Source organism: Mycolicibacterium fallax (assembly GCF_010726955.1).
Lineage (GTDB): Bacteria > Actinomycetota > Actinomycetes > Mycobacteriales > Mycobacteriaceae > Mycobacterium > Mycobacterium fallax.
This window is the reverse complement of record NZ_AP022603.1, coordinates 179,887-200,999: the sequence shown is the minus strand read 5'-3', so window position 1 is coordinate 200,999 and position 21,113 is coordinate 179,887. Positions and strand designations below refer to the sequence as shown.

At 70.1% G+C, this 21,113-nt stretch carries 11 protein-coding genes and 1 pseudogene; 8 read left to right on the top strand and 4 right to left on the bottom strand.

All coding sequences use genetic code 11. The annotated features are described in order from the left end of the window. Positions 1–4 precede the first annotated feature (4 nt). Genes G6N10_RS00920 through G6N10_RS00895 form a run of 6 tightly spaced genes read left to right on the top strand, consistent with a single transcriptional unit; the run spans position 5 to position 6,156 of the window. Entirely contained in the window at positions 5–1,063 is a 1,059-nt protein-coding gene (locus G6N10_RS00920) for an MCE family protein (RefSeq protein WP_085093874.1), read from the top strand. Positions 1,064–1,083: 20 nt separating this feature from the next. Further along, complete coding sequence (locus G6N10_RS00915) at positions 1,084–2,274, top strand: MCE family protein (protein ID WP_234810461.1); 1,191 nt, start codon at positions 1,084–1,086, stop codon at positions 2,272–2,274. Continuing rightward, on the top strand, positions 2,261–2,878 hold the full coding sequence (locus G6N10_RS00910; protein WP_109750407.1) for an Rv1363c family protein: 618 nt from the start codon (positions 2,261–2,263) through the stop codon (positions 2,876–2,878). Before G6N10_RS00915 ends, G6N10_RS00910 begins: the two co-directional genes overlap by 14 nt. 46 nt (positions 2,879–2,924) lie before the next feature. Then, positions 2,925–3,842, top strand: a complete 918-nt coding sequence (locus G6N10_RS00905; RefSeq protein ID WP_085093589.1) for an oxygenase MpaB family protein — start codon at positions 2,925–2,927, stop codon at positions 3,840–3,842. A 5-nt stretch (positions 3,843–3,847) separates the two neighbouring features. Continuing rightward, positions 3,848–4,576, top strand: coding sequence for an oxygenase MpaB family protein (locus tag G6N10_RS00900; RefSeq protein ID WP_085093587.1), 729 nt, complete (start codon positions 3,848–3,850; stop codon positions 4,574–4,576). Continuing rightward, positions 4,573–6,156, top strand: a complete 1,584-nt coding sequence (locus G6N10_RS00895; RefSeq protein ID WP_085093585.1) for a long-chain-fatty-acid--CoA ligase — start codon at positions 4,573–4,575, stop codon at positions 6,154–6,156. Before G6N10_RS00900 ends, G6N10_RS00895 begins: the two co-directional genes overlap by 4 nt. A 125-nt stretch (positions 6,157–6,281) precedes the next feature. On the opposite strand, the gene G6N10_RS00890 is transcribed toward G6N10_RS00895, so the two are convergent. Continuing rightward, on the bottom strand, positions 6,282–7,622 hold the full coding sequence (locus G6N10_RS00890; protein ID WP_085093583.1) for a dipeptidase: 1,341 nt from the start codon (positions 7,620–7,622) through the stop codon (positions 6,282–6,284). A 68-nt stretch (positions 7,623–7,690) separates the two neighbouring features. Here G6N10_RS00890 and G6N10_RS00885 point away from each other — a divergent pair, with 68 nt between their 5' ends. Beyond that, positions 7,691–9,142, top strand: coding sequence for a neutral zinc metallopeptidase (locus G6N10_RS00885; RefSeq protein WP_085093581.1), 1,452 nt, complete (start codon positions 7,691–7,693; stop codon positions 9,140–9,142). A gap of 4 nt (positions 9,143–9,146) precedes the next feature. Here the strand turns inward: G6N10_RS00885 and acpS are convergent, their stop codons facing one another. From acpS to G6N10_RS00870, 3 genes and pseudogenes are all read right to left on the bottom strand, one after another. Next, positions 9,147–9,539, bottom strand: a complete 393-nt coding sequence (gene acpS, locus G6N10_RS00880; RefSeq protein ID WP_085093579.1) for a holo-ACP synthase AcpS — start codon at positions 9,537–9,539, stop codon at positions 9,147–9,149. A 35-nt stretch (positions 9,540–9,574) separates the two neighbouring features. After that, complete coding sequence (locus G6N10_RS00875) at positions 9,575–18,793, bottom strand: type I polyketide synthase (protein ID WP_085093577.1); 9,219 nt, start codon at positions 18,791–18,793, stop codon at positions 9,575–9,577. Positions 18,794–19,288: 495 nt separating this feature from the next. After that, a pseudogene (locus tag G6N10_RS00870) lies at positions 19,289–19,663 on the bottom strand (DUF1906 domain-containing protein); the annotation flags it as partial. Between the two features lie 174 nt (positions 19,664–19,837). Between G6N10_RS00870 and G6N10_RS00865 the strand changes: the two are divergent. Beyond that, positions 19,838–21,112: an MFS transporter gene (locus tag G6N10_RS00865; RefSeq protein WP_085093868.1), complete on the top strand. Its 1,275-nt coding sequence runs from the start codon at positions 19,838–19,840 to the stop codon at positions 21,110–21,112. The last annotated feature ends 1 nt before the right edge of the window (position 21,113 follow it).

The following is a 21,113-nucleotide window of genomic DNA, read 5'->3' as shown; positions in this document are numbered from 1 at the left end:
GTCCATGGCTGCCAAACCCCGGACCGTGCTGGCGATACTCGGCGTCGCCGGGTCGACGGCCGCCGCGCTGTGGGCGGTCAGCGACATCGGCATCCAGGATCTCCCGGTCGGACGGTCGGTCGCCGGGCCGGCAATGTCCATCACGGTGGTGTTGCCCACCGCCGACGGGATCACCCTCGGCGCCGACGTTCGCGACGGGCAACAGGTGGTCGGCCGGGTGGCGGGCATGAAGACCACTGCGTCCGGGGCATCGGTGCGGCTGTCGGTCCGCTCCGACAGCGACCTGCCCTCGAACTCCGTTGCCAGCGTGGAGCTTCCGTCCGCACTCGGCAGTCCCTACATCCGGCTGGCCGCACCCGAGCAGCCATCCCAGGCCGCGCTGCGCGACGGCGACGTCATCCCGCCCAGCCGAACCGAACTCGGCCCGCAGATCGAGAGCGCGCTGGCCACCTTCGGCGCGCTGATGTCACGCAGCGGCGTCGACCAACTGACCACCATCGTCACCGAGCTCAACCAGGCGTTCGCCGGCCGCAGCGACAAGATCCACACCCTGATCACCGCGATGACCGCACTGACCGGCAAGACCGCGGAGCATCAGGGTGAATTCGACCAGGCCCTGGCGCTGGCCGCCGAGGTCAGCGGCCGGTTCGCCGCCGAGCAGCGCACCGTGGAGGCCTACCTGGACTCGGTGCCCAAGCTGGTCGCCGTGCTCGACATCCAGCGCGCCAAGATCGCGACCCTGTTCGCCTCCACCACTGCCCTGGCCGCCACCGCGAACTCGGTTCTGGCCGAACAGGATATCGGCGTGGTGGTGCACGATGCGGGCACCGTGATCACCGCACTGGGCGGCTACAACGACCGGCTGGCCGCCACCCTGGGCTCAATGAACACCTTCCTGTCCCGGATTTCCGACTCGGTCAAGGGCGACTACATGGTGTTCGACGGCGCGCTGGACATTCCGGGCAGCCTGGACAAGCTGCTGACCGGCGGGCTGCTGGTCAACGGCACACCGATCGGCGGCGCGGAAGCCCTGGAGGGCTTTCTGTCCGGGGGGTTGCGATGAGGCGCCTGGTCGTGGTTCAGATGCTGATGTTCCTGGCCATCGCCGCGGTGGTGGTGCCCTTCGGGGTGCAGTTCGTCGCCGGCCCCGCGGGGCTGCGCGAACCGATGCCGCTGCACGCCACCATGTCCGACGCCTTCGGCCTGACCAGGGGTACCAGCGTCACCGTTCGGGGCGTCGAGGTCGGCTCCGTCACCGCGGTCCGGCTCGGCCCCGACGGCACCGCGGCGGTGGCCCTGGAAATCCGCCCCGGCACCGCGATTCCCCGCGATTCGATCATGACGGTCGGGATGAGCACCGCGGTCGGCATCCAGAGCGTGGACATCCTTCCGCAGTCCGACGCGGGCCCATACCTCGAGGCCGGCGACACCATTGCCGCCCCCGCAGAACGCCAGCCGGTCCAGATGGACCGCGTCATGTCCGACGCCGCGCACCTGGTCGGCGGCATCGACGTCGAGGCCGTCGGCGCCGTCGCCGACGAACTGTCCGCCTCGTTCACCGGGCTGGGACCGAGCCTGGCCACCCTGATCGACAACGGCGCCGTCATCTCCGGCCGGATGCGCGCGAAGATGGGCGATCTGGCACCGCTGATGGACGGCACGGCCCGGCTGGTCACCACCATGTCCGCCCAGGGCACCGGCTTCACCCGCGGCATGGCCGCGGCCGCCGGCTTCACCCGGCAACTCGACGACAGCGGCCCGGTTTTCCTGTACCTGACCGACCACGCGCCCGGGACGCTGGCCGCGATCCGCACGGTGCTGGACACCTACCGGGGCACCTTCGGTGCGACGCTGGCCAATCTGGCCACCGTCACGCCGATCATCGGCGACCGGCAGGCCGCGCTCGATGCCGGGCTCACCAGCATCCCCGACGGGCTCAACGCGCTGTCCTCGATCGTCAAGGGTGACCGCGCCGACTTCGCATTGGTGGCGACCCAGGGTCCGGTCTGTGTGCACGACGTCGAGCGTCGCACCATCGGGGATCTGAGCCCCGTTGAACCGAACCTGGTGCGCTACTGCCCACCCGCCCCGGACACCCAGATGCGCGGTGCGGCCAACGCGCCGCGGCCCAACGAGCTCGGCACGCAGAACTCCACCACTCCCGGCGGCCTGGTCGGCCCCGAGGTCGTGGCGGACCCGATCAAGATCCCCACCCTGGCCGAACTCGCCTACAAGTGGCGAATGATCCTGAAAGGCAATCGTGTCCCGAATTGACACCAAGGAGGCGCCGGCCGCATCGGATCACCAGACCGATGCTCCGCCGGAGGGCACCCCCGCCGCCGATATCGACACCGACACCGACACCCGCGCCTCGGACGATCCCGGCGAGGGCACCCGGCGCGGCGGCATCCAGCTCTGGCATGCCCTGCTCGCCGGGCTGATCGTCGCCTTCGTGGCGGTGTGCTCGGCCCTGGGTTACACGCTCTACCAGCAAAGCGAGCTGCATCGGATGCAGAACGAGGCCGTCGACACCACCCGCGGCTACCTGTCGGCGATGTCCTCCTTCGACTACCAGAACCTGGACGCCAACAAGGCGACCGTCACCGCCGGTTCAACCCCGGAGTTCGGCCGCAAGTACGACGAGATGGTGGCGGCGTTGCGCGACATCGTCACGGCCGGCAAGGGCGTGGCCACCGCCACCGCCAAACACGTCGCCGTGGAAAGCCTCGATGAGCACACCGCGACGTTGATCGCGTTCGTCGACCAGCAGGTCACCAACGTGACCGCCCCCGCGGGCAACAAGCAGCGCTACCGGATGCTGGTCAGCCTGCAGCGCAGCGGCGACCGGTGGCTGGTCGGCAACGTCGAAACCCTCTGAACGCCCCCCGACCCTCGCCCCCGACAGTCTGCCGAAAGGAATCCCGATGCCCACGCACTACCTGCCCGACCTGGCTGCCGACCCGCAGTCACCGGCGCTGACCTGCGCGCAGACCCGAATAAAGGTCACCCAGCGCACCCGACGCTGGAACCGCAAGCCGGTGGTCACGGTCACCGACGCGCTCGACTTCTGGTCGTCGGCGGCATCGGCGGCGAACGTGGTCATGCAGTTGAGCTGGCCGGAGGTCGGCTACGGGGTGGCCGAGAGTCGGGTGCATTCCGGCGCCCTGATGCACCACCCGTGGAAGCGGCTGCGGACCACCGCGCAGTACATGGCGGTGGCGATCCTGGGCACCGAGGAGGAGCGCCTGGCCTACCGGGAGGCCGTCAACGTCGCCCATCGGCAGGTCCGCTCCACCGCGGAAAGCCCGGTGAAATACAACGCGTTCAACCGCGAGCTGCAACTGTGGGTGGCCGCCTGCCTGTTCATCTTCTACGAGGACACCTACCAGCTGCTGCACGGCGCGTTGACCGACGAGCAGGCCGAAACGTTCTTTCGCAGCGCCATGCCGATCGGCACCACCCTGCAGGTGACCGAGGAGATGTGGCCGGCCAGCCGCGCCGACTTCGACGTGTACTGGAACACCGCGTGCGAACGCATCCAGATCGATGATTTCGTCGGCGATTTCCTTTGCGACCTCATCGATTTGAAGATGATCAATGTGGTGCCGCGGGTGCTGCTGGCACCGCTGCTGCGGTTCCTGACCATTGGCTTCCTGGCCCCGATCTTCCGGGAGCAGCTCGGCGTGGAGTGGACCGAAACCGACCGGCGCCGTTTCGAGCACCTCTTCCTGTTCGTCTCCTACGTCAACCGATTCATCCCCAAGTGGCTGCGGACCTACAACTACGCGGTGCTGATGAAAGATCTGCGCTGGCGGCTCAAGCGGAAGAAGCCACTGATCTGACCGACATGCTTCGTCGGTGCCTGGCCGACCGACGCTTCCTGCTGATGCTGCCGCGGGCCATCTGCCTGCAGTTGCTGCATCCCGGTATTGCCGCGGGGATCTTCCAGCACTCGCTGTACCGGGAGCGGATCTGGCAGCACGAACGCCGAACGATGCCCGCCGTCATCGAAATCGCCGGATCGGCCCGCGACATGCGGCCGTTCATCCGGTTCGCCCACGAACACGTCAAGGGCGTCGACGACACCGGACGGTCCTATCATTCGCTGAACCCGGAGCTGTTCCACTTTCAGCACGCGACGCTGGTGGACACCGTGTTCGCGGTGGCCGAGCGGCTCGGCCCGCTCGATCCCGACGCGCACGAACAGCTCTACCAACAGTGCTGCCGATGGTATCGGCGCTATGGAATTTCCACCCGTCCAATGCCGCAGCACTGGCCCGACTTCCGCGACTACTTCGAACAACGTTGCGCCACAGAACTTTCCGCCGGAGAGCATTTCGAGCGCTTCCGCGCGGAGATCTTCGCACCGTCGGACTGGTGGCAGCGGCTGGCCCCGAAGGCGGCCATCCGGGCCATGCAGCATCCGCGGGCCCGGGCGCTGACCGGCATCACCGTGAACAGCGCCGACGAACGGACTCTGCGGTTAATGTTCAAGACAGCCGCGATCCTGCCCGCAGGCAAGTACCCGTGGGCACCCGACCACGAATCCGCCGACCAGACAAGGACCGCGCCATGACCGCAACCGCCCCGATCCCGACCCTGCTCGACGACCGGCTCACGCACTGGGCCGAGACCACCCCCAACGGCGAGGCGATCAGCTATCTGGGCCGGACCTGGACCTGGGCCCAGTGGCATGCCCGGATCCGCCGGCTGGCCGGGGCGCTGCAGCACCGCGGCATCGCCGTCGGCGACACGGTGGCGTTCCTGGACAAGAACCATCCCGCCGGGGTGGAGCTGACGATGGCGGCCGCCTCACTCGGCGCGGCCACCGTGGTGGTCAACTTCCGGTTGGCCGGCGCCGAGTTGGAGTATGTGCTGAACGACAGCGAGGCCAAACTGCTGATCGTCGGGGAGGAGTTCCGCCCGCTGATCGCCGCCGTCGCCGACCGGCTGCCGGCCATCGCCACCGTTGTGGGGATCACCCCCGAGGGCACCGACGACGACGAGTACGAGGCGCTGGTGCGCGGATCGGAACCCGTCGCGCCCGCCACCGGACGCGACCCCGACGACACGGTGCTGATCATGTACTCCTCGGGCACCACCGGCCGCCCCAAGGGCGTGGAGTTGACCCACGCGAACCTGATCGCGCACACCCGGTGCTCGCACGAGGGCTGGGCCTTCGACGAGGGCGACAAGTGCATGGTGTCGATGCCGCTGTTCCACGTCGGTGGCTCGTCCTACGTCCAGGTGCCGATCCACGACGGCTTCCCGTCGGTGATGACCCGCGAGGTCGACGGCGCCTCGCTGGCCGGCGCGATCCTGGCCGGCGCCAACCGCACCTTCCTGGTGCCGGCGGTGCTGGCCATGGTGCTCGAGGCCGGGCCGGACGCGGTCGGGTTGTTCGGCGCGCTCAAAACATTCAGCTACGGCGCGTCGCCGATGCCGCTGCCGCTGCTGCGCGCCGCGCTGGCCGCGTGGCCGAACACCGACTTCATTCAGGTGTACGGCCTGACCGAGGTGTGCGGGGTGATCAGCCATCTGATGCCCGACGATCACCGCGACACCGCACACCCCGAGCGGTTGATCAGTGCGGGCACCCTGGTCCCGCAGGCCGAGCTCCGGGTGGTCGACCCGGAGACCGGCATCGATCGCCCGCGCGGCGAGCAGGGCGAATTGTGGTTCCGCACACCGCAGCTGATGAAGGGCTATCGAAACCGCCCGGAGGCCACCGCCGAGGCGATCACCGCCGACGGCTGGCTGCGCACCGGCGACATCGGCCGCATCGACGCCGACGGCTACCTGTTCGTCGAGGATCGGCTCAAGGACATGATCATCTCCGGCGGCGAGAACATCTACTCGCTGGAGGTGGAGCGGGCACTGGCCGAGCATCCGGCGGTGCTCGAGGTCGCGGTGTTCGGCGTGCCCGACGAGAAGTGGGGGGAGGCCGTGCACGCCGCGGTCGCCCTGGCCCCCGATTCGGCGTCGTCGACCACCGCCGCGGAGCTGATCGGCTGGTGCCGGGACCGGCTCGCACACTACAAGTGCCCCAAGGACATCGACATCCTGGCGGCGCTGCCGCGCAACCCGACCGGCAAGATCCTCAAGCGGGACCTGCGCACCCCGTTCTGGTCCGGCCGCGCCCGGGTCACCGTCTGATTCGACGAGCGGCGTTTTTCCGCGAGGAAGAGATCAGACGCAACAACACCGTCTGATTCGACGAGCGGCGTTTTTCCGCGAGGAAGAGATCAGACGCAACAACACCGTCTGACGCGAGGAAGAGGTCAGTCCCCCGGCGCCAGGGCCGCCAGGAACAGCGCCTCGGCGGTGGTCGCCCGGGCCAGTACCCCGAGGTCCAGGCTTTCGTTGACGCTGTGCGCCGCGCTCGCGGGGTCTTCCGGCCCGGTGACCACGATCGTCGCGGCCGGGAACGCCGCGGCGAACTCCGCGATGAAGGGGATCGACCCGCCCATGCCCATGTCCACCGGCGGGACGCCCCAGGCCGTCTGCATCGCTGCGCGCACCGCGTCGTAGATCGGGCCGGTCGCGTCGATCGCGTAGGGCTGACCCAGTTCGCCGTCGGTGACACTGACCTGTGCTCCCCACGGCGCGTGGGCCTGCAGGTGCGCCCGCAGCGCGGCCAGATGCGCGGCGGGGTCACCGCCCGGCGCGACACGCATGCTGATCTTGGCCCGGGCCCGCGGCAGCAGGGTGTTCGACGCGGCGGCAACCGCGGTGGTGTCGATGCCGATCACCGTGACCGCGGGTTTGAACCACATCCGCTGGCACGCGGTGCCGCTGCCGATCTCCCGCACCCCGGCCAGCAGCCGGGCATCGGCGCGAACCTGTTCGGGCGTCAGATCCAGCGACTGCTGCGACTGCGGCGGCACGTGCAGGCCCGCGACCGCGACGTTGCCGTCGTCATCGTGCAGGCTGGCCAGCAACCGCACCAGCACGGCCAGCGCGTCGGGCACCACCCCGCCCCACAGCCCCGAGTGCAGCCCCTTGTCCAGGGTGGCGACCTCAACCTCACAGTCCACCAGACCGCGCAGCGACACCGTCAGCGCGGGGATCTCGGTGGTCCAGTTGGCCGAGTCGGCAATGACGATGACATCGGCGGCCAGCGCCTCGCGGTGCGCGTGCAGCAGCGCGCCCAGCGTCGGGGAGCCGGATTCCTCCTCCCCCTCGACGAACACCGTCAGCCCGACCGGTGGGGCGCCGCCGAACGCGCGCATCGCCCCCAGGTGGATCGCGATGCCCGCCTTGTCGTCGGCCGCGCCCCGACCGTAGAGCCGGCCGTCGGCCTCGGTCGGGGTGAACGGTGGCGAGTTCCATTGCGCCGGATCGCCTTCGGGCTGGACGTCGTGGTGCGCGTACAGCAACACGGTCGGTGCACCGGGCGGCGCCGGATGGCGGGCGATGACTGCCGGAGCGCCTCCGGCGGCGACGATTTCGACGTCCGGGAAACCCGCGCCGGTGAGCAGCTCGGCGACCGCCGCGGCGCTGCGGTGCACCTCGGCATGCCGAGCCGGGTCGGCCCACACCGACTCGATCCGGACCAGGTCCGCCAGGTCGGCCCGCACCGACGGCAGCACCTCGGCAACGCGGGCGGCGAGATCAGTCATCGGCCAAGCCTATTCCCACCCGGGAAAGCCGTGCTTTGCGGCGCAGCGGGCGAACTAAGCTGTTTCGGATGAAGCTCCGGGTGAAGCACACCTCCCTGGCCGGTCTGGCCGCGGCCGTGGTGCTCGTGCTGGCCGGCTGCGGCGGCGTTGTCGAGGGTCAGGCGACCTCCTCGCTGTACAACCCCAGCCGGGTCGGCGGGATGGCCGTCACCGAAGGGCCCAGCGGGCTGCGTCCGGACGGCCCGGCACCAATCGGTGCGGTGATCAACACCGACAACGGGGACATCGACAAGCTGGCGACGCTGTCGATCAACGATCTGGAGGAGTACTGGGAGAACAACTACTCCCCCGCGCTGCCCGGCACCTTCCGCCCGGTCGACAGCCTGATGTCCTACGACGCCCGTGAACACGGCCCGGAGTTCTGCGGGCACGACACCTACGAAGTGGTCAACGCCAGCTATTGCCTGGGAAACCGGCAGATCTCCTGGGACCGCGGGCTGTTCCTGCCGATCGCGAAGAAGTTCTTCGGCGAGCTGGCCGTCACCGGGGTGCTCTCCCACGAGTACGGCCATGCGCTGCAGCGGATGGCCAATCTCACCAACCCCCGGCGCACCTCGGTGCTGGTCGCCGAGCAGCAGGCGGACTGCTTCGCCGGCGACTACCTGCGCTGGGTCGCCGAGGGGTCCTCGACCCGATTCGAGCTGAGCACCGGTGAGGGCCTGAACAAGGTGCTGGCGGGCCTGCTGGTGTTGCGCGATCCGGTGCTGTCGCCACTCGACGACCCCGGTGATGGGCACGGCACCGCGATCGAGCGGATCAGCGCGTTCCAGCTCGGTTTCACCTCCGGATCCTCGGCATGCGCCGGCATCGACGCCGCCGAGATCAAACGGCGCCAGGGCGATCTGCCCGACTCCCTCAAGGTGGATCCGCTCGGCGGGTTGATCAGCCGCGACGCCGAGATCGACGAGGAGTTGCTCGGCAACGCAATGGAGGTGCTCGGCGCGGTCTACGCCCCGGCGAACCCGCCGACACTTGCGCTGACGGAGTCACCGTGCGCCGATGCCGAGGCCACCCCGCCGGTCTCCTACTGCCCGTCGACCAACACCATCGCCGTCGACCTGCCCGGACTCCAAAAGGTCGGGCAGCCGGCCAGCGAGAAGAACTTGGTGCTGGTCCAGGGCGACAATTCCGCGCTGGCGTTGCTCACCTCGCGCTATGCGCTGGCCGTGCAGCAGGGCCGGGACATGCCGCTGCGCGGCGCGGTGGTCGGGCTGCGCACCGCCTGCCTGACCGGGGCCGCCCAGCGCGCGATGGCCCAGGAGGTCAAGACGCCGTCCGGGGCCACCCTGGTGCTGACAGCCGGGGACATCGATGAGGCGGTGGCCGGGCTGCTCAGCAACGGGCTGGCCGCCAGCGACGTCGACGGCGGCACGGTTCCCGCCGGGTTCACCCGGATCGTCGCCTACCGCTCGGGGCTGGTCGGCGCGAACCTGGAGGACTGCTACAGCCGGTTCGGCTGATCGGCTACGGCGTCTCCAGGATGGCCACCGCCGCGGCGGTGTCCGCCTCGTGGGTCAGCGAGACGTGGATCGTGACGTCGGCCAGGTGCTCGGCGATCTCGCCGGACAGCCGCACCTTGGGCCGACCCCACATGTCGGTGACCACCTCGATGTCGCGGTGGATCGCCTCCTTGAGCACCGGCCGCTGCGCGAACCGGGAACCCGACCAGGCCTTGATCACCGCCTCCTTGGCCGCCCAGCGGGCCGCCAGGTGCCGGGCCGCCACCGAACTCTTGTCGGCGGCGTCCCGACGCTCCCCCGGGGTGAATGTCTCGGCGAACACCGTGCCCGGCTGGTCAACCTGCTCGGCGAAATCCGGTATGGAAACCAGATCGATGCCTATGCCCACAATCGCCATGGCTGCGAACCTAGCTCACTTTTCCGGGTATGCGCTCACCGCACATACAGATCGTCGTCACCGAGGCGAGCCTCCGCATTGAGCAGCATGGCCGCTTCCTGACGCTTCTCCGGTGTGTCGTGGTCGAACCGGCGGTCGGCGGGCTTTTCGTACATCGGCCGGCCACCGGCGATCGCCGCGGCCAGCCGACGCTGACCGGCCAGGGTGCGCTGCGCGGCGCGCTTGCGGTAGTCGTCGCGATCGGCGGGATCCAGCGCGGCGATGAACGCCTCCGGGTGCACAAGTGCGACCAGACCCGACACGTGACCGAACCCGAGGCTGGTGACCAGACCGGCCTTGAGCGGGAACTTCCCCCGCATGTCGAGCGTTTCGCGCACCCAGACGAAGTGACCGGAGCTGGCCAGCTCGTCGTCGACGCAGTCCAGGCTGCGGTTGGGCGGGATGACGCCGTCGCGCAGGACCTGGCACAGACCCATCATCTGGAACACCGCCGCACCGCCCTTGGCGTGCCCGGTCAGCGTCTTCTGGCTGATGACGAACAGCGGGGCCCCCGCCGAGCGACCCATCGAGTCGGCGAGCCGCTCGTGCAGTTCGGTCTCGTTGGGATCGTTGGCCAGCGTCGAGGTGTCGTGCTTGGAGATCACCGCGATGTCATCGGCGCCGACCCCCAGCTTGGCCAGCGAGCGGGACAACTGCGAGTCCCGGCCGCCCCGGCCGGCGCCCAGCGCCCCGAGGCCCGGAGCCGGAATCGAGGTGTGCACGCCGTCGGCGAAGCTCTGCGCGTAGCCGACCACGGCCAGCACCGGCAGGCCCATCTTCACGGCGAGGTCGCCGCGGGCCAGCAGGATGGTGCCACCGCCCTGGGCTTCCAGGAAGCCGAGACGACGGCGGTCGTTGGCCCGGGAGAACTTCGCGTCGCTGATGCCCTTGGCCCGCATCACCTCGGTGTCGGCGGTGGCCGCCATGTCACCGAAGCCGATGATGGCCTCCAGGGTCAGGTCGTCGAAGCCGCCGGCCACCACCAGGTCGGCCTTGCCGAGGCGGATCTTGTCGACCCCCTCCTCGACCGACACCGCGGCGGTGGCGCAGGCGCCGACCGGATGGACCATCGCACCGTATCCACCGACGTAGCTCTGCATGACGTGTGCGGCAACAACGTTGGGCAGCACCTCCTGCAGGATGTCGTTCGGCTTTGCCTTACCCATCAGGTTGCCGTGGTACATGGTCTGCATCGAGGTCATGCCGCCCATGCCGGTGCCCTGCGTGGAGGCCACCAGGCTCGGGTGCACCCAACGCATCAGCTCGGTCGGAGTGAAGCCCGAGGACAGGAACGCATCGACGGTGGCGACGATGTTCCACAGCGCCACCCGGTCAATGGAATTGACCATGTCCGGGGTGATGCCCCACACCGTCGGGTCGAACCCGGTGGGAATCTGGGCGCCGACAGTGCGCGACAGCTTGGTCTTCCGCGGAACCCGAATCTCGGTGCCCGCCTTGCGGATCACCTGCCAGTCACCGGAATCGGGCACCGGCCGGGCCACCGTGTGCTCGGGGTCGAAGGACACGAACGCCCGCGCGTCGGCCTCGCTGGACACCACGAAGCTGAAGTCCTTGTCGAGGAACACGCTGACCAGCAGCGGCGAGGCGTGATCGGGGTCGATCGCCCCGTCATCGACGAACTCCCTGATGCCGCAGCGCCGCACGACTTCCTCGTGGTAGCGCTCCACAATCTCCGATTCGGGCACCAGCTCACCGGTTGCGGTGTCGTACCAGCCGGCCTTGGGATCGTCTTCCCACTTGATCAGGCCGGTGGTCCAGGCCAGCTCAAGCACACCGGCGGCCGACAGTTCGCCGGCAACCTCCATCTCGAAACGCGTCCGCGACGAGCCGTACGGGCCGAGCTCGGCGCCGCCGACGATGACGACCAGGTCGGCCGGGTCAACATCGAGGTCGTCCCACTGGGGTGCGGGTGCCGGGTGGTGTCCGCGCGGCGGGGACGGCAGCGCCGCAAGGGCGCCCTCGTCCTCGTCGTCAGCGGATTCGGCTGCGGCACCGGACATTTCCTCACGGGCCTTGGCGGCCAGCTCGGCCATGTCGAGCTTGATGTCACCCAGCCCGCCGGTCAGGTCCACCTTGATCGGTGTCCCGGCGGCAGCCACCTTGGACTCCGGAGTGCACAGCTTCAGCAGCATGGCCGCCATCTCCGCGGTGCTGTAGGTGGTGACGCCGGCCTCTTCGACCGCGCTGACGATGGCGTCGTTGTGACCCATCAGCCCGGTGCCCTTGGTCCAGCCGATCAGCGCGTGCGCCAGGCTGACCCGGTCGGTCCAGGCGCCCTCGGCACTCCACCGGTTCACCAGCGCGTCGAGCGCGGCCTTGGCTTCGCCGTAGGCACCGTCGCCACCGAACATGCCGCGGTTCGGCGAGCCCGGCAGCACCACGTGCAGCCGTGAGGCGATGTCCCGCTCGGCACCGATCGTCGACAGCCCACCGATGAGCCGCTGCACGGCCCACAGCAGGACCTTCATCTCCATCTCCGAGCGTGCCCCCGCCTCGGAGAGGTCTCCGGCCACCCGCGGCGCGGCGAACGGGAACAGCAGCGTCGGGGTCTGCGCATCCTTGAGGTGGATCGATTGCGGCCCAAGGCTTTCGACCTGTTCGCTGCCGACCCACTCGACCAGCTTGTCGATGTCGGAGTAGGACGCCATGTTGGCCGGGACCACCCACAGGGTGGCGCCGAAGCGGGCGTTCTCGCGGTACAGCTCCTTGTAGAACGCCAACCGGTCGTCGTCCAGACGTGAGGTGGTGGCGATGACCGTGGCTCCGCCGTCGAGCAGCTGCCCGGCGACCGACGCGGCGATCGAGCCCTTGGAGGCCCCGGTCACCACGGCAACCTCATCGCTGTAGCGGCCCTTGCCGGGGTTCTCCGCCCCGGCCGCGATCCGCCCGAACAATGCGGCATGGGTGATGCGACCCGCGGCCAGCGACTTGCCCTGCCACCAATTCGCCTGGGTGGCAACGACATGCCCGGCACCTTCGAAACGCTCGGACAGTCGGGACCAGTCGGTGTCGATCTCGCCCTCGTCGGCCAGCCACAGCTTGACCAGATCCTCCCGGGCGCTGGCCCAGCGGTCGTCGAACACGACGGCCTTCTTGCCGTCGAAGGCCGGGGCCACCAACCGCGGCCAGTCCGAGCCGAGTTCGGTGGTGACCAGGTCGATCAGTTCGGCGTCGGTCGACGCCTCGGAGACGCCCACCGGCGCATCCAGACCGAGCTGGCCCAGCACCAGGCGAGCGGCCGAGGCCAGCACGCCGTCGGGGCCGGTGACCTTCTCGGCGAACTCCCCGAGTGCGGCCGAATCCACCACGCCCCCACCGGCACCGCCGGCCGAAGGCAGCGACACTGCCACGCCCCGGCGGGCCGCGACGGCGGTCACGGCGGCGTCGATGACCTTGTCCACGCCGGCGGTGTCCGGCAGTGCGCCGGGGTGCAGGTCGCCCAGGTCACCGCCGCGGACGCTGCTGCCCTCACGGGTACCCAGCGCCACCTCGGCGGTGACGTGCTTGGCCCAGCCCGGGCCCAGCTCCCAGACCTTGGCAACGCGCTCGGCGATGTACGCCGGGCGCTTGCCCGACGGACCGAACACCGTACGAAGTTGATCGTTGATGGCGTCGGAGAGCACCGGGCCGAACGGCTTGTAGGTGCGGGCCAGCTTGCTGACCTGTCCCTTGAGCCCAGCCAGATCCGCCTCGGCGGCACCGTCGATGGCACCCAGGTTCAGCTCGGAACCCAGGTCGACCAGCAGCTGGTTGCGACGCGAGGACGCACCGTCGGTGATGGACTCGATGGAGTCCAGCCCCTCGATCTGGTCGATGCGCATCTTGGCGCTCAGCGCGATCAGGCCGACCGTGGCATCGGCGGCATCGAAGGTGATGTCGTCGGGGCGCGGGCCACCGGATCCGGCGGCCGGCGCGGCCGCCGGTGCCGGCGCGGCCACCGCGGCCGGGGCGGCTTCGGGAGCTGCCTCTTCGATCTCGGGTTCCGGCTCCGGGTCGGTGTCGTTGGCGAACAGCACCGCGGCATCGCGCTCGGCGTTGAGCACCTCGACGGTGCTGTGGGCGAACTCGGGCAGCTTGAGGGTGTTGGTGGCCAGGCCGGCGACGGTCGGCGCGTTCTTCACGCCGATCTCGACGAACCGCTCCACCCCGAGACCGCCGGCGGCCTCCTCGATGAACAGCAGGTCCTGGGTCTCGATCCAGCGCACCGGGCTGGCGAACTGCCAGGCCAGCAGCTCGATGACAACCTTGCGCATCAGATCGCTGGGCCGCTCGTTACGCCAGGTGTCGTAGTCGGCGAGGATCTCGTCGAGCGGCTCGGCCGGCACCAGATCGCGGATCTCCTGGATGAAGTCGCGGTCCAGGGTGAACGGCCGGGGCACCAGGTTCGGAACGTAGCGCCCGACCACCAGTTCCGGATCGCGGTCCCGCGGCAGCACGCGCTCCAGGCTGCGCCGGAAATCGTCCACGCCGACCCGCAGCACACTGGAGTGGAACGGCACGTCGATGCCGGGCACCAGGATGAACGACCGCTTGCCGCCGCTGATCTCGCGACGACGCTCGACCTCTCGCTCCAGTTCCTCCAGGCCGCGGACGGTTCCGGCGATCGCGTACTGGCTGCCGCGCAGGTTGAAGTTCACGATCTGCAGGAACTCACCGGTGCGCTCGGCGATCTCGGCGACGAAATCGGTGACGTCGGCGTCGTCGAGGTCGATCTGGGACGGCCGGATGGCGGCCAGCCGGTAGTTGGACCGGCCCCGCTCGTCGCGCGGCACGATGTCGTGCATCTTGGAGCCGCGGTGGAACACCGCCTCCAGCAGCCCTTCGAGCTCGATCACACCGGATACGCAGGCCAGCGCGGTGTATTCGCCGACGGAGTGGCCGCAGGCGATGGCGCCCTCCACGAAGGCGCCCTGCTCGCGCATCTCGGCGACCTGCGCCGCGGCCGTGGTGGCCATCGCCACCTGGGTGAACTGGGTCAGGTACAGCACGCCCTCGGGGTGCTCGTAGTGCACACCGGCGGCGATCAGGCTGGTCGGGTTGTCGCGGACCACGTGCAGCACCGAGAAGCCCAGCGTCTCGCGGGTGAACTTGTCGGCGCTGTCCCAGATCTTGCGCGCGGCCTTGGAGCGGGCCCGCACGTCCATGCCCATGCCCTTGGACTGGATGCCCTGGCCGGGGAAGGCGTAGACGGTCTTGGGCGCGGCCAGCCGCGCGGTCGCCGACATCTTCAGGTCGGAGCCGACCCGCGCGGAGATCTCCAGGACCTCCCCGCCCAGGTCCACCCCGACCCGGTCGACGCGGAAGTCGACCTCGTCTCCGGGGGCGACCATGCCGAGGAAGCGGGCGGTCCAGCCCAGCAGCTTGGCCGGCGGGATCGGCTTGCCGTCGGTGGCGGTGACGACGTGCTGGGCGGCGGCCGACAGCCACATGCCGTGCACGATCGGCGCCGGCAGGCCGGCCAGCAGCGCGGCGGCCCAATCGGTGTGGATGGGGTTGTGGTCGCCGGAGACCACCGCGAACGGGCGCATGTCGACCGGCGCGGTCAGCATCACGTCGCGGCGCCGGCGGCGCGGGGTGTCGGTGGCGTTGTCCGACACCGCGCCACCGGCCCGGACCGGGTCGGTCAGCTCGACGGCACCGGTGCGCCCGCGAATGGCGAAGCGCTCCTCCAGCACGGCCAGCACCTGGGCGTCGGCGTCGCGCACGGTGACCTCGACGGGCACCACCCGGCCGACCTCGGTGTCGTAGGCCGCGCCGGCGGTTGCGGTGACGGTCAGCCGGGCCGGCTCGGCCGGCAGCGGCGCCAGCAGGCGGGCGGCGTGGTCGAGGTGCACCAGGCTCAGCAGGCCCTCGACGACCGGGAAGCCGACGTCGGTGTGCGCGGCGCCGATGGCGGCGAACACCGCGGGCCAGCAGCGGCCGACCAGGGCATCGGGCACCACCGACAGGGTCGGCGCCAGCGGCGCGCCGAAGGTCGCGGTGACCCCGGTGTGGTCGGCGACCCGCTCGGGGTCCCAGCCGACGGTGACGGTGGTGGACCCGTCGACGACCGGGGGCAGGGCGTCGGGGCCCTCGACCCCGGCGGCGATGGCCAGCACCGCGCGCATCGCGGTCGCCGCGTCGGCGGTCGAGACCACCGGCGCGCCGCCGTCGACCGTGGTCGGCGGCAGGGTGAAGGCGATGTCGATCCAGGTGCCCGACAGCGGCACCGACAGCACCACGGCCGCACCGTCGGCGGCCAGCCGGGCGCCGGTGCGATGCTCGATGGCGGTGCCGTTCTCGTGCACCTGCCAGTCCTGCGGCGCGGCGATCCGGTGCACCGGGTTGGTGGCGATCCGCCCGGCCCACAGCACGTCGGGGGCCGAGAGCACCAGCGCGAGCGGTCCGGTGACGTTCTCCAGCCGGGACAGCACCCGGGTCGGGGTCGCGCCGGCGGCCAGCGTGTCGTCGATGGCGGCCTGCTCGAACCGGTCGAGCAGCTCCCCGACCGGCTCGTCGACGCGAGTGATGCCGGCGACGGCGGCGGTGCCCGGAATGACGCAGACCTGATCGGCGGAGTAGCGGGCGTCGTGCGCCTGCCACAGCGAGTCACTGCGCCACCAGCGCCGCACGTCCTTGTCGATCACCGGGACGAAGTTGACCGGCTTGCCCAGCGATTTGCACAGTTCGACGAAGAACGGCACGTCGGCCGGGTGCAGCGTGACCGCGCCGGCGTCCGGGTAGGCGACCAGCAGCTCGGCCAGCGCGCGGTCGGGGTTCTCCAGCAGCGCCTCGCCGGCGGGGGTGTCGGCGAACTTGGTGTCGATCGAGCCGGCGTCCACCGGCGCCAGCCGGGCCTCGGCGCGCTGCAGCATCCGCTGGAAGCGGTCCCGCCAGGTGCGATCGAGCCACGGCGAGTCGTCGTACTTGGTGTCGGCGGTGGAGTCGCCGTCGCCGATCGCCAGCTCGACGTAGCGGCGCAGCCACTGCAGATAGGTCATGTCGGCGACATCGCCGAAGTAGGGCTTGGCGGTGTCGGCCATCGCGGCGATGATCTCGTCGCGGCGCTCCGCCACGGCGTCGACGTCACCGGCGACCTCGTCGAGCAGCCGCCCGCAGCGCGAGGCGGTGTTGTCGATCTCGTGGATGTCGGCGCCGAGCTGGCTGCGCCCGGAGGCCATGCCTCCGGCGGCCTGGCCTGCCCCGACCCACTGATCGGTGCCGACGGTGTCGACCAGCAGTTGCTTGACCGCCGGGGAGGTGGTGGCCTCCAGGGTCGCCATCGCGGCGGTGCCGACCAGGATGCCGTCGACCGGCATCAGCGGGTAGCCGTGCGCCTGCGACCACCGGCCGGACAGGTATTCGGCGGCCCGCTCGGGGGTGCCGATGCCGCCGCCGACGCAGATCGTCAGGTTGGACCGTCCGCGCAGCTCGGAGTAGGTGCTCAGGAGCAGGTCGTCGAGGTCCTCCCAGGAGTGGTGGCCGCCGGCGCGGCCGCCCTCGATGTGGGCGATGACCGGGGTGCCCGGGACCTCCGCGGCGATCCGGATGACCGACCGGATCTGGTCGATGGTGCCCGGCTTGAACACCACGTGGCTGATGCCGATCTCGTTGAGCTCCTCGATCAGCGCGACGGCTTCCTCCAGATCGGGGATGCCGGCGGTGACCACGACGCCGTCGATCGGGGCGCCCGACTGGCGGGCCTTCTGCACCAGCCGCTTGCCGCCCAGTTGCAGCTTCCACAGGTAGGGGTCCAGGAACAGCGAGTTGAACTGGACCTCCCGGCCGGGCGCGAGCAGGGTGTTCAGCTCGGCGATCCGACGGTCGAAGATCTCCTCGGTGACCTGGCCGCCGCCGGCCAGCTCGGCCCAGTGGCCGGCGTTGGCGGCCGCGGCGACGATCGCGGCGTCGACGGTGGTGGGCGTCATGCCGGCCAGCAGGATCGGCGACCGGCCGGTCAGCCGGGTGAACTTGGTGGACAGCTTCACCGAGCCGTCCGGCAGCGCGACGACGGCCGGGGCGTAGCTGCTCCACGGCCGGGCCACCTCGGGCACCGCACCGATGGTGAACAGGTTGCGCTGGCCGCCGCGGGTGGCGGCCGGGACGGCGCCGATGCCCAGGCCGCGGATCACCGGGGCGGTGATCCGGGTCAGCAGGTCTCCGGGGCCCAGGTCGAGGATCCAGCGTGCGCCTGCGGCGTGCACCGTGTCGATCTGGTCGACCCAGTCGACCTCCTCGATCAGCAGCGCCTCGGTCATCCGCCGGGCCAGGTCGAGGTCGATGCCGACCGCCGCGGCCCAGCCGACCACGATGTCGACGGCACCGGCCAGCCGCGGGGTGTGGAAACCGACCTCCACCTCCACCGGCTCGAAGACCGGGGCGAAGACCGCACCGCCGCGGACCTTGTTCTTCCGCTCGGCGGCCTCCTTGTCGGCGACCTGCTCGCAGTACAGCTCGAAGCGGGACAGCTGTTCGGGCGTGCCGGTGATGACCATGGCGCGCCGCCCGTTGCGGATGGACAGCACCGGGGGCAGCACGGTGCGCACGTCCTGGGCGAACTCGTCGAGCAGCGCACGGATCCGCTCGGGCTCGGCGTTGGTCACCGACACCATCGGCGGGTTGTCGCCGAGCGCGGAAATACCGCGGCGACGCGCGACCAGGGTGCCGGCGGCGCCGATCAGCTGCGCCAGCGCCAGCAGCGTGACGTCCTGGCTGCCGCCGGCGCGCACCGATTCGACCCCCAGCACGCCCTGGGAGTGGCCGACGACGGCCACCGGCGGGTGCGCGACCAGATCCATGCCCTGGCGGGCCAGCGCGCGAACGGCCGCGATCTGGGTGAGCAGCACACCCGGCAGCGAGACCGCGGCGGAGGTCAGCTGCTTGGCGGTGGGCACCGGCTCCTCGGCGGCCAGCGCGCGGACCCAGGCCAGCGGCTCGAATCCGATGGGACGGACCACCAGCAGCTCGCTGGCGACCGGCTCGAGCAGCAACTCGGCCTCACCGGCCAGGGTGGCCAGCTCGGTCTCGATACCGGCCGAGGAGACCAGTTCCTCCAGCGTCTCCAGCCACGGGGCGCCCTGGCCGCCGAAGCCGACCGCGTAGGGCTCCCCCGCGGTCAGTCGATCAACCAGTGCGTAGTTCGATCCGGTGGAGCTGTGCCCGGCGGCGCTGCCATCGTCGTTCATGGAAACGTGCCCGTGCTCGTGGATCGTCACCTTGTCGCTCTCCCTGCGGTTGTCTGCGTCGTCGTCGGCCGCGGTTCATCCGTGAACCAGGTTCGTCCTTGAACCAGGCGCCGGACACCGGTGGTGAAACCGCGGGTGTCGGCGGCCGGTGGCCTGTCCCGCCCGACGGGTCAGAAAGCCCCCGGGCAGCTGTACTAAGAGTGTCATAAGGAACGCGACATTTCTGCGTGCGAAATCGTTACTCGCGGGTTCTACGGATGGGTAACCGATCGCGAGGCCGCCACCGGCCGCGGGCGCGCCTGACACTGACCGGACAAAGCTGCTGGAAGCAGGTGGTTACGCTTCAGTAAGGAGAACAGCGCAGTTCACAGCGCTTGCGTTATCAAATCGTTATAATTTGATTTCGCCCGCGCGGGCCGCACGAAGCCGCATTGTGTTCGGCCACACTCGAGGCGGCGAGCCCCGCGACCCAACCAAGCAAATGTTTGCTGGCTTCCTTACTGGGAAGTAACCTCGCGCCCCGGGTCAATCCCACTGCCCGAATTGCGGTTTGAGTACGTGATTGACGTCGACGCCCCCAACGCTGCGCGCATCGATCTCCACCTGGTGCAGGTGGGCGGCCGGATGCGCGACGCGCCCGATCACCGACTCCCAGCCGCGCAGGTATGGCGCCACCTGGGCCCGGTACTGCGCATAGCTGGGATCGTCGTCGATCGAGGCGTACACCGGGGCGCCGATCGGACCGCCCGCGGCGGTGTGCAGCTGCCAGCCCCGCTTGGCGTGCTCGACACCGGCGGACGCACCGGGCAGCCAGTCGGCGGTCTCGCCCTTGCCGAACTGGTAGCAGGACACGATCTTCAGCCCGGCCCGGTACAGCTCACGCGCCTCGGGCAGCCTCAGCAGGTCACGGCGGGACAGCGAGGCCACGATCACACCCCAGGACAGAAATTCGCTTGATCCAAGGAGCCTCGCTGGCGGAACCTTATCCCCCGACGAACCGGAATCCGGTGCGCCGATAATGGACCGGGCCCAGCCGTGGCCCGCAGCATCGCGAGAGAAAGAACGCCGATGGGGATTCGCCCCTGGATCGTCTGGTCCACCGGTCTGCTGGCCTACGTGGTGGCGGTGCTGGACCGCACCTCGCTCGGGGTTTCCGGCCTCGACGCCGCCAACCGCTTCGGCGCCAGCCCCAGCACGCTGTCGACCTTCGTGGTGCTGCAGGTCGTGGTGTACGCCGCCGCGCAGGTGCCGGCCGGGCTGCTGCTGGACCGGTTCGGCTCGCGGGCGATGATCGCCGTCGGCGGCCTGCTGATGGCCGGCGGGCAGTTCGCGCTGGCCGCGACGGAATCGCTGCCGTCGGCGATGGCCGCCCGCGCGCTGCTGGGCCTGGGCGACGCGTTCACCTTCATCTCGGTGCTGCGCCTGGTGCCCTACTGGTTCAGCGAACGACGGATCCCGCTGGTCAACCAGCTGACCGGGATCTGCGGACAGTTCGGTCAGGTGCTCTCGGCCCTGCCGTTCCTGGCGATCCTGCTCGGCCGCGGCTGGAGCGCCGCCTACCTGTCGGCGACGGCGCTGGGCGTGCTGGCCGTCGTGCTGGTGCTCGCGCTGGTCCGCGACACCCCGGCGGGCCGGGTGCCGAACCTGCATTCGGCCGGGGTCCGGGAAACCCTGTCCAGCCTCAATACGGTGTGGCTGCGCCCCGGCACCCGGCTCGGATTCTTCATCCACATGGGTACGCAGTTCTCCGTCACGGTGTTCGCCCTGATGTGGGGCGTGCCGTACCTGACCGCCGCGCAGGGCATGTCCCGGGAGGCCGCCGGATCCATGCTGGTGGTGTCGGTGGCCGCGGCCATCTCCGCGGGCATCGTGATCGGCATCTGGACCAGCCGCTACCCGCATCGCCGCGCCCGGTTGGTGCTGGGCATCATCGCCAGCAACGCGGCGATCTGGACCGCCGTGCTGATGCTGCCGGGCCCGGCCCCGGTCTGGCTGCTGGTGCTGCTGGTGGTGATCATCTCGATCGGTGGCCCCGGCTCGATGGTCGGTTTCGACTTCGCCCGCACCTTCAATCCCGGCAGCATCCTCGGCACCGCGCAGGGCATCGTGAACATGGGCGGCTTCCTGGCCTCGCTGCTGGTGATGCAGGCCATGGGCGCGGTGATCGGCGCCGCCGGAGGCTACTCATTCGACGCGTTCCGATGGGCCTGGTGCGTGCAGTACGCGGTCTGGGCATTCACCGCGGGAGCCATCCTGATCACCCGGCGCAAGGCGCGGCGCACCATCGGTGAGATCGAGGAGAGCCGCTATCTGCTGGAGTACTTCGAGCAACCCCGGCGCGAGGACTGAG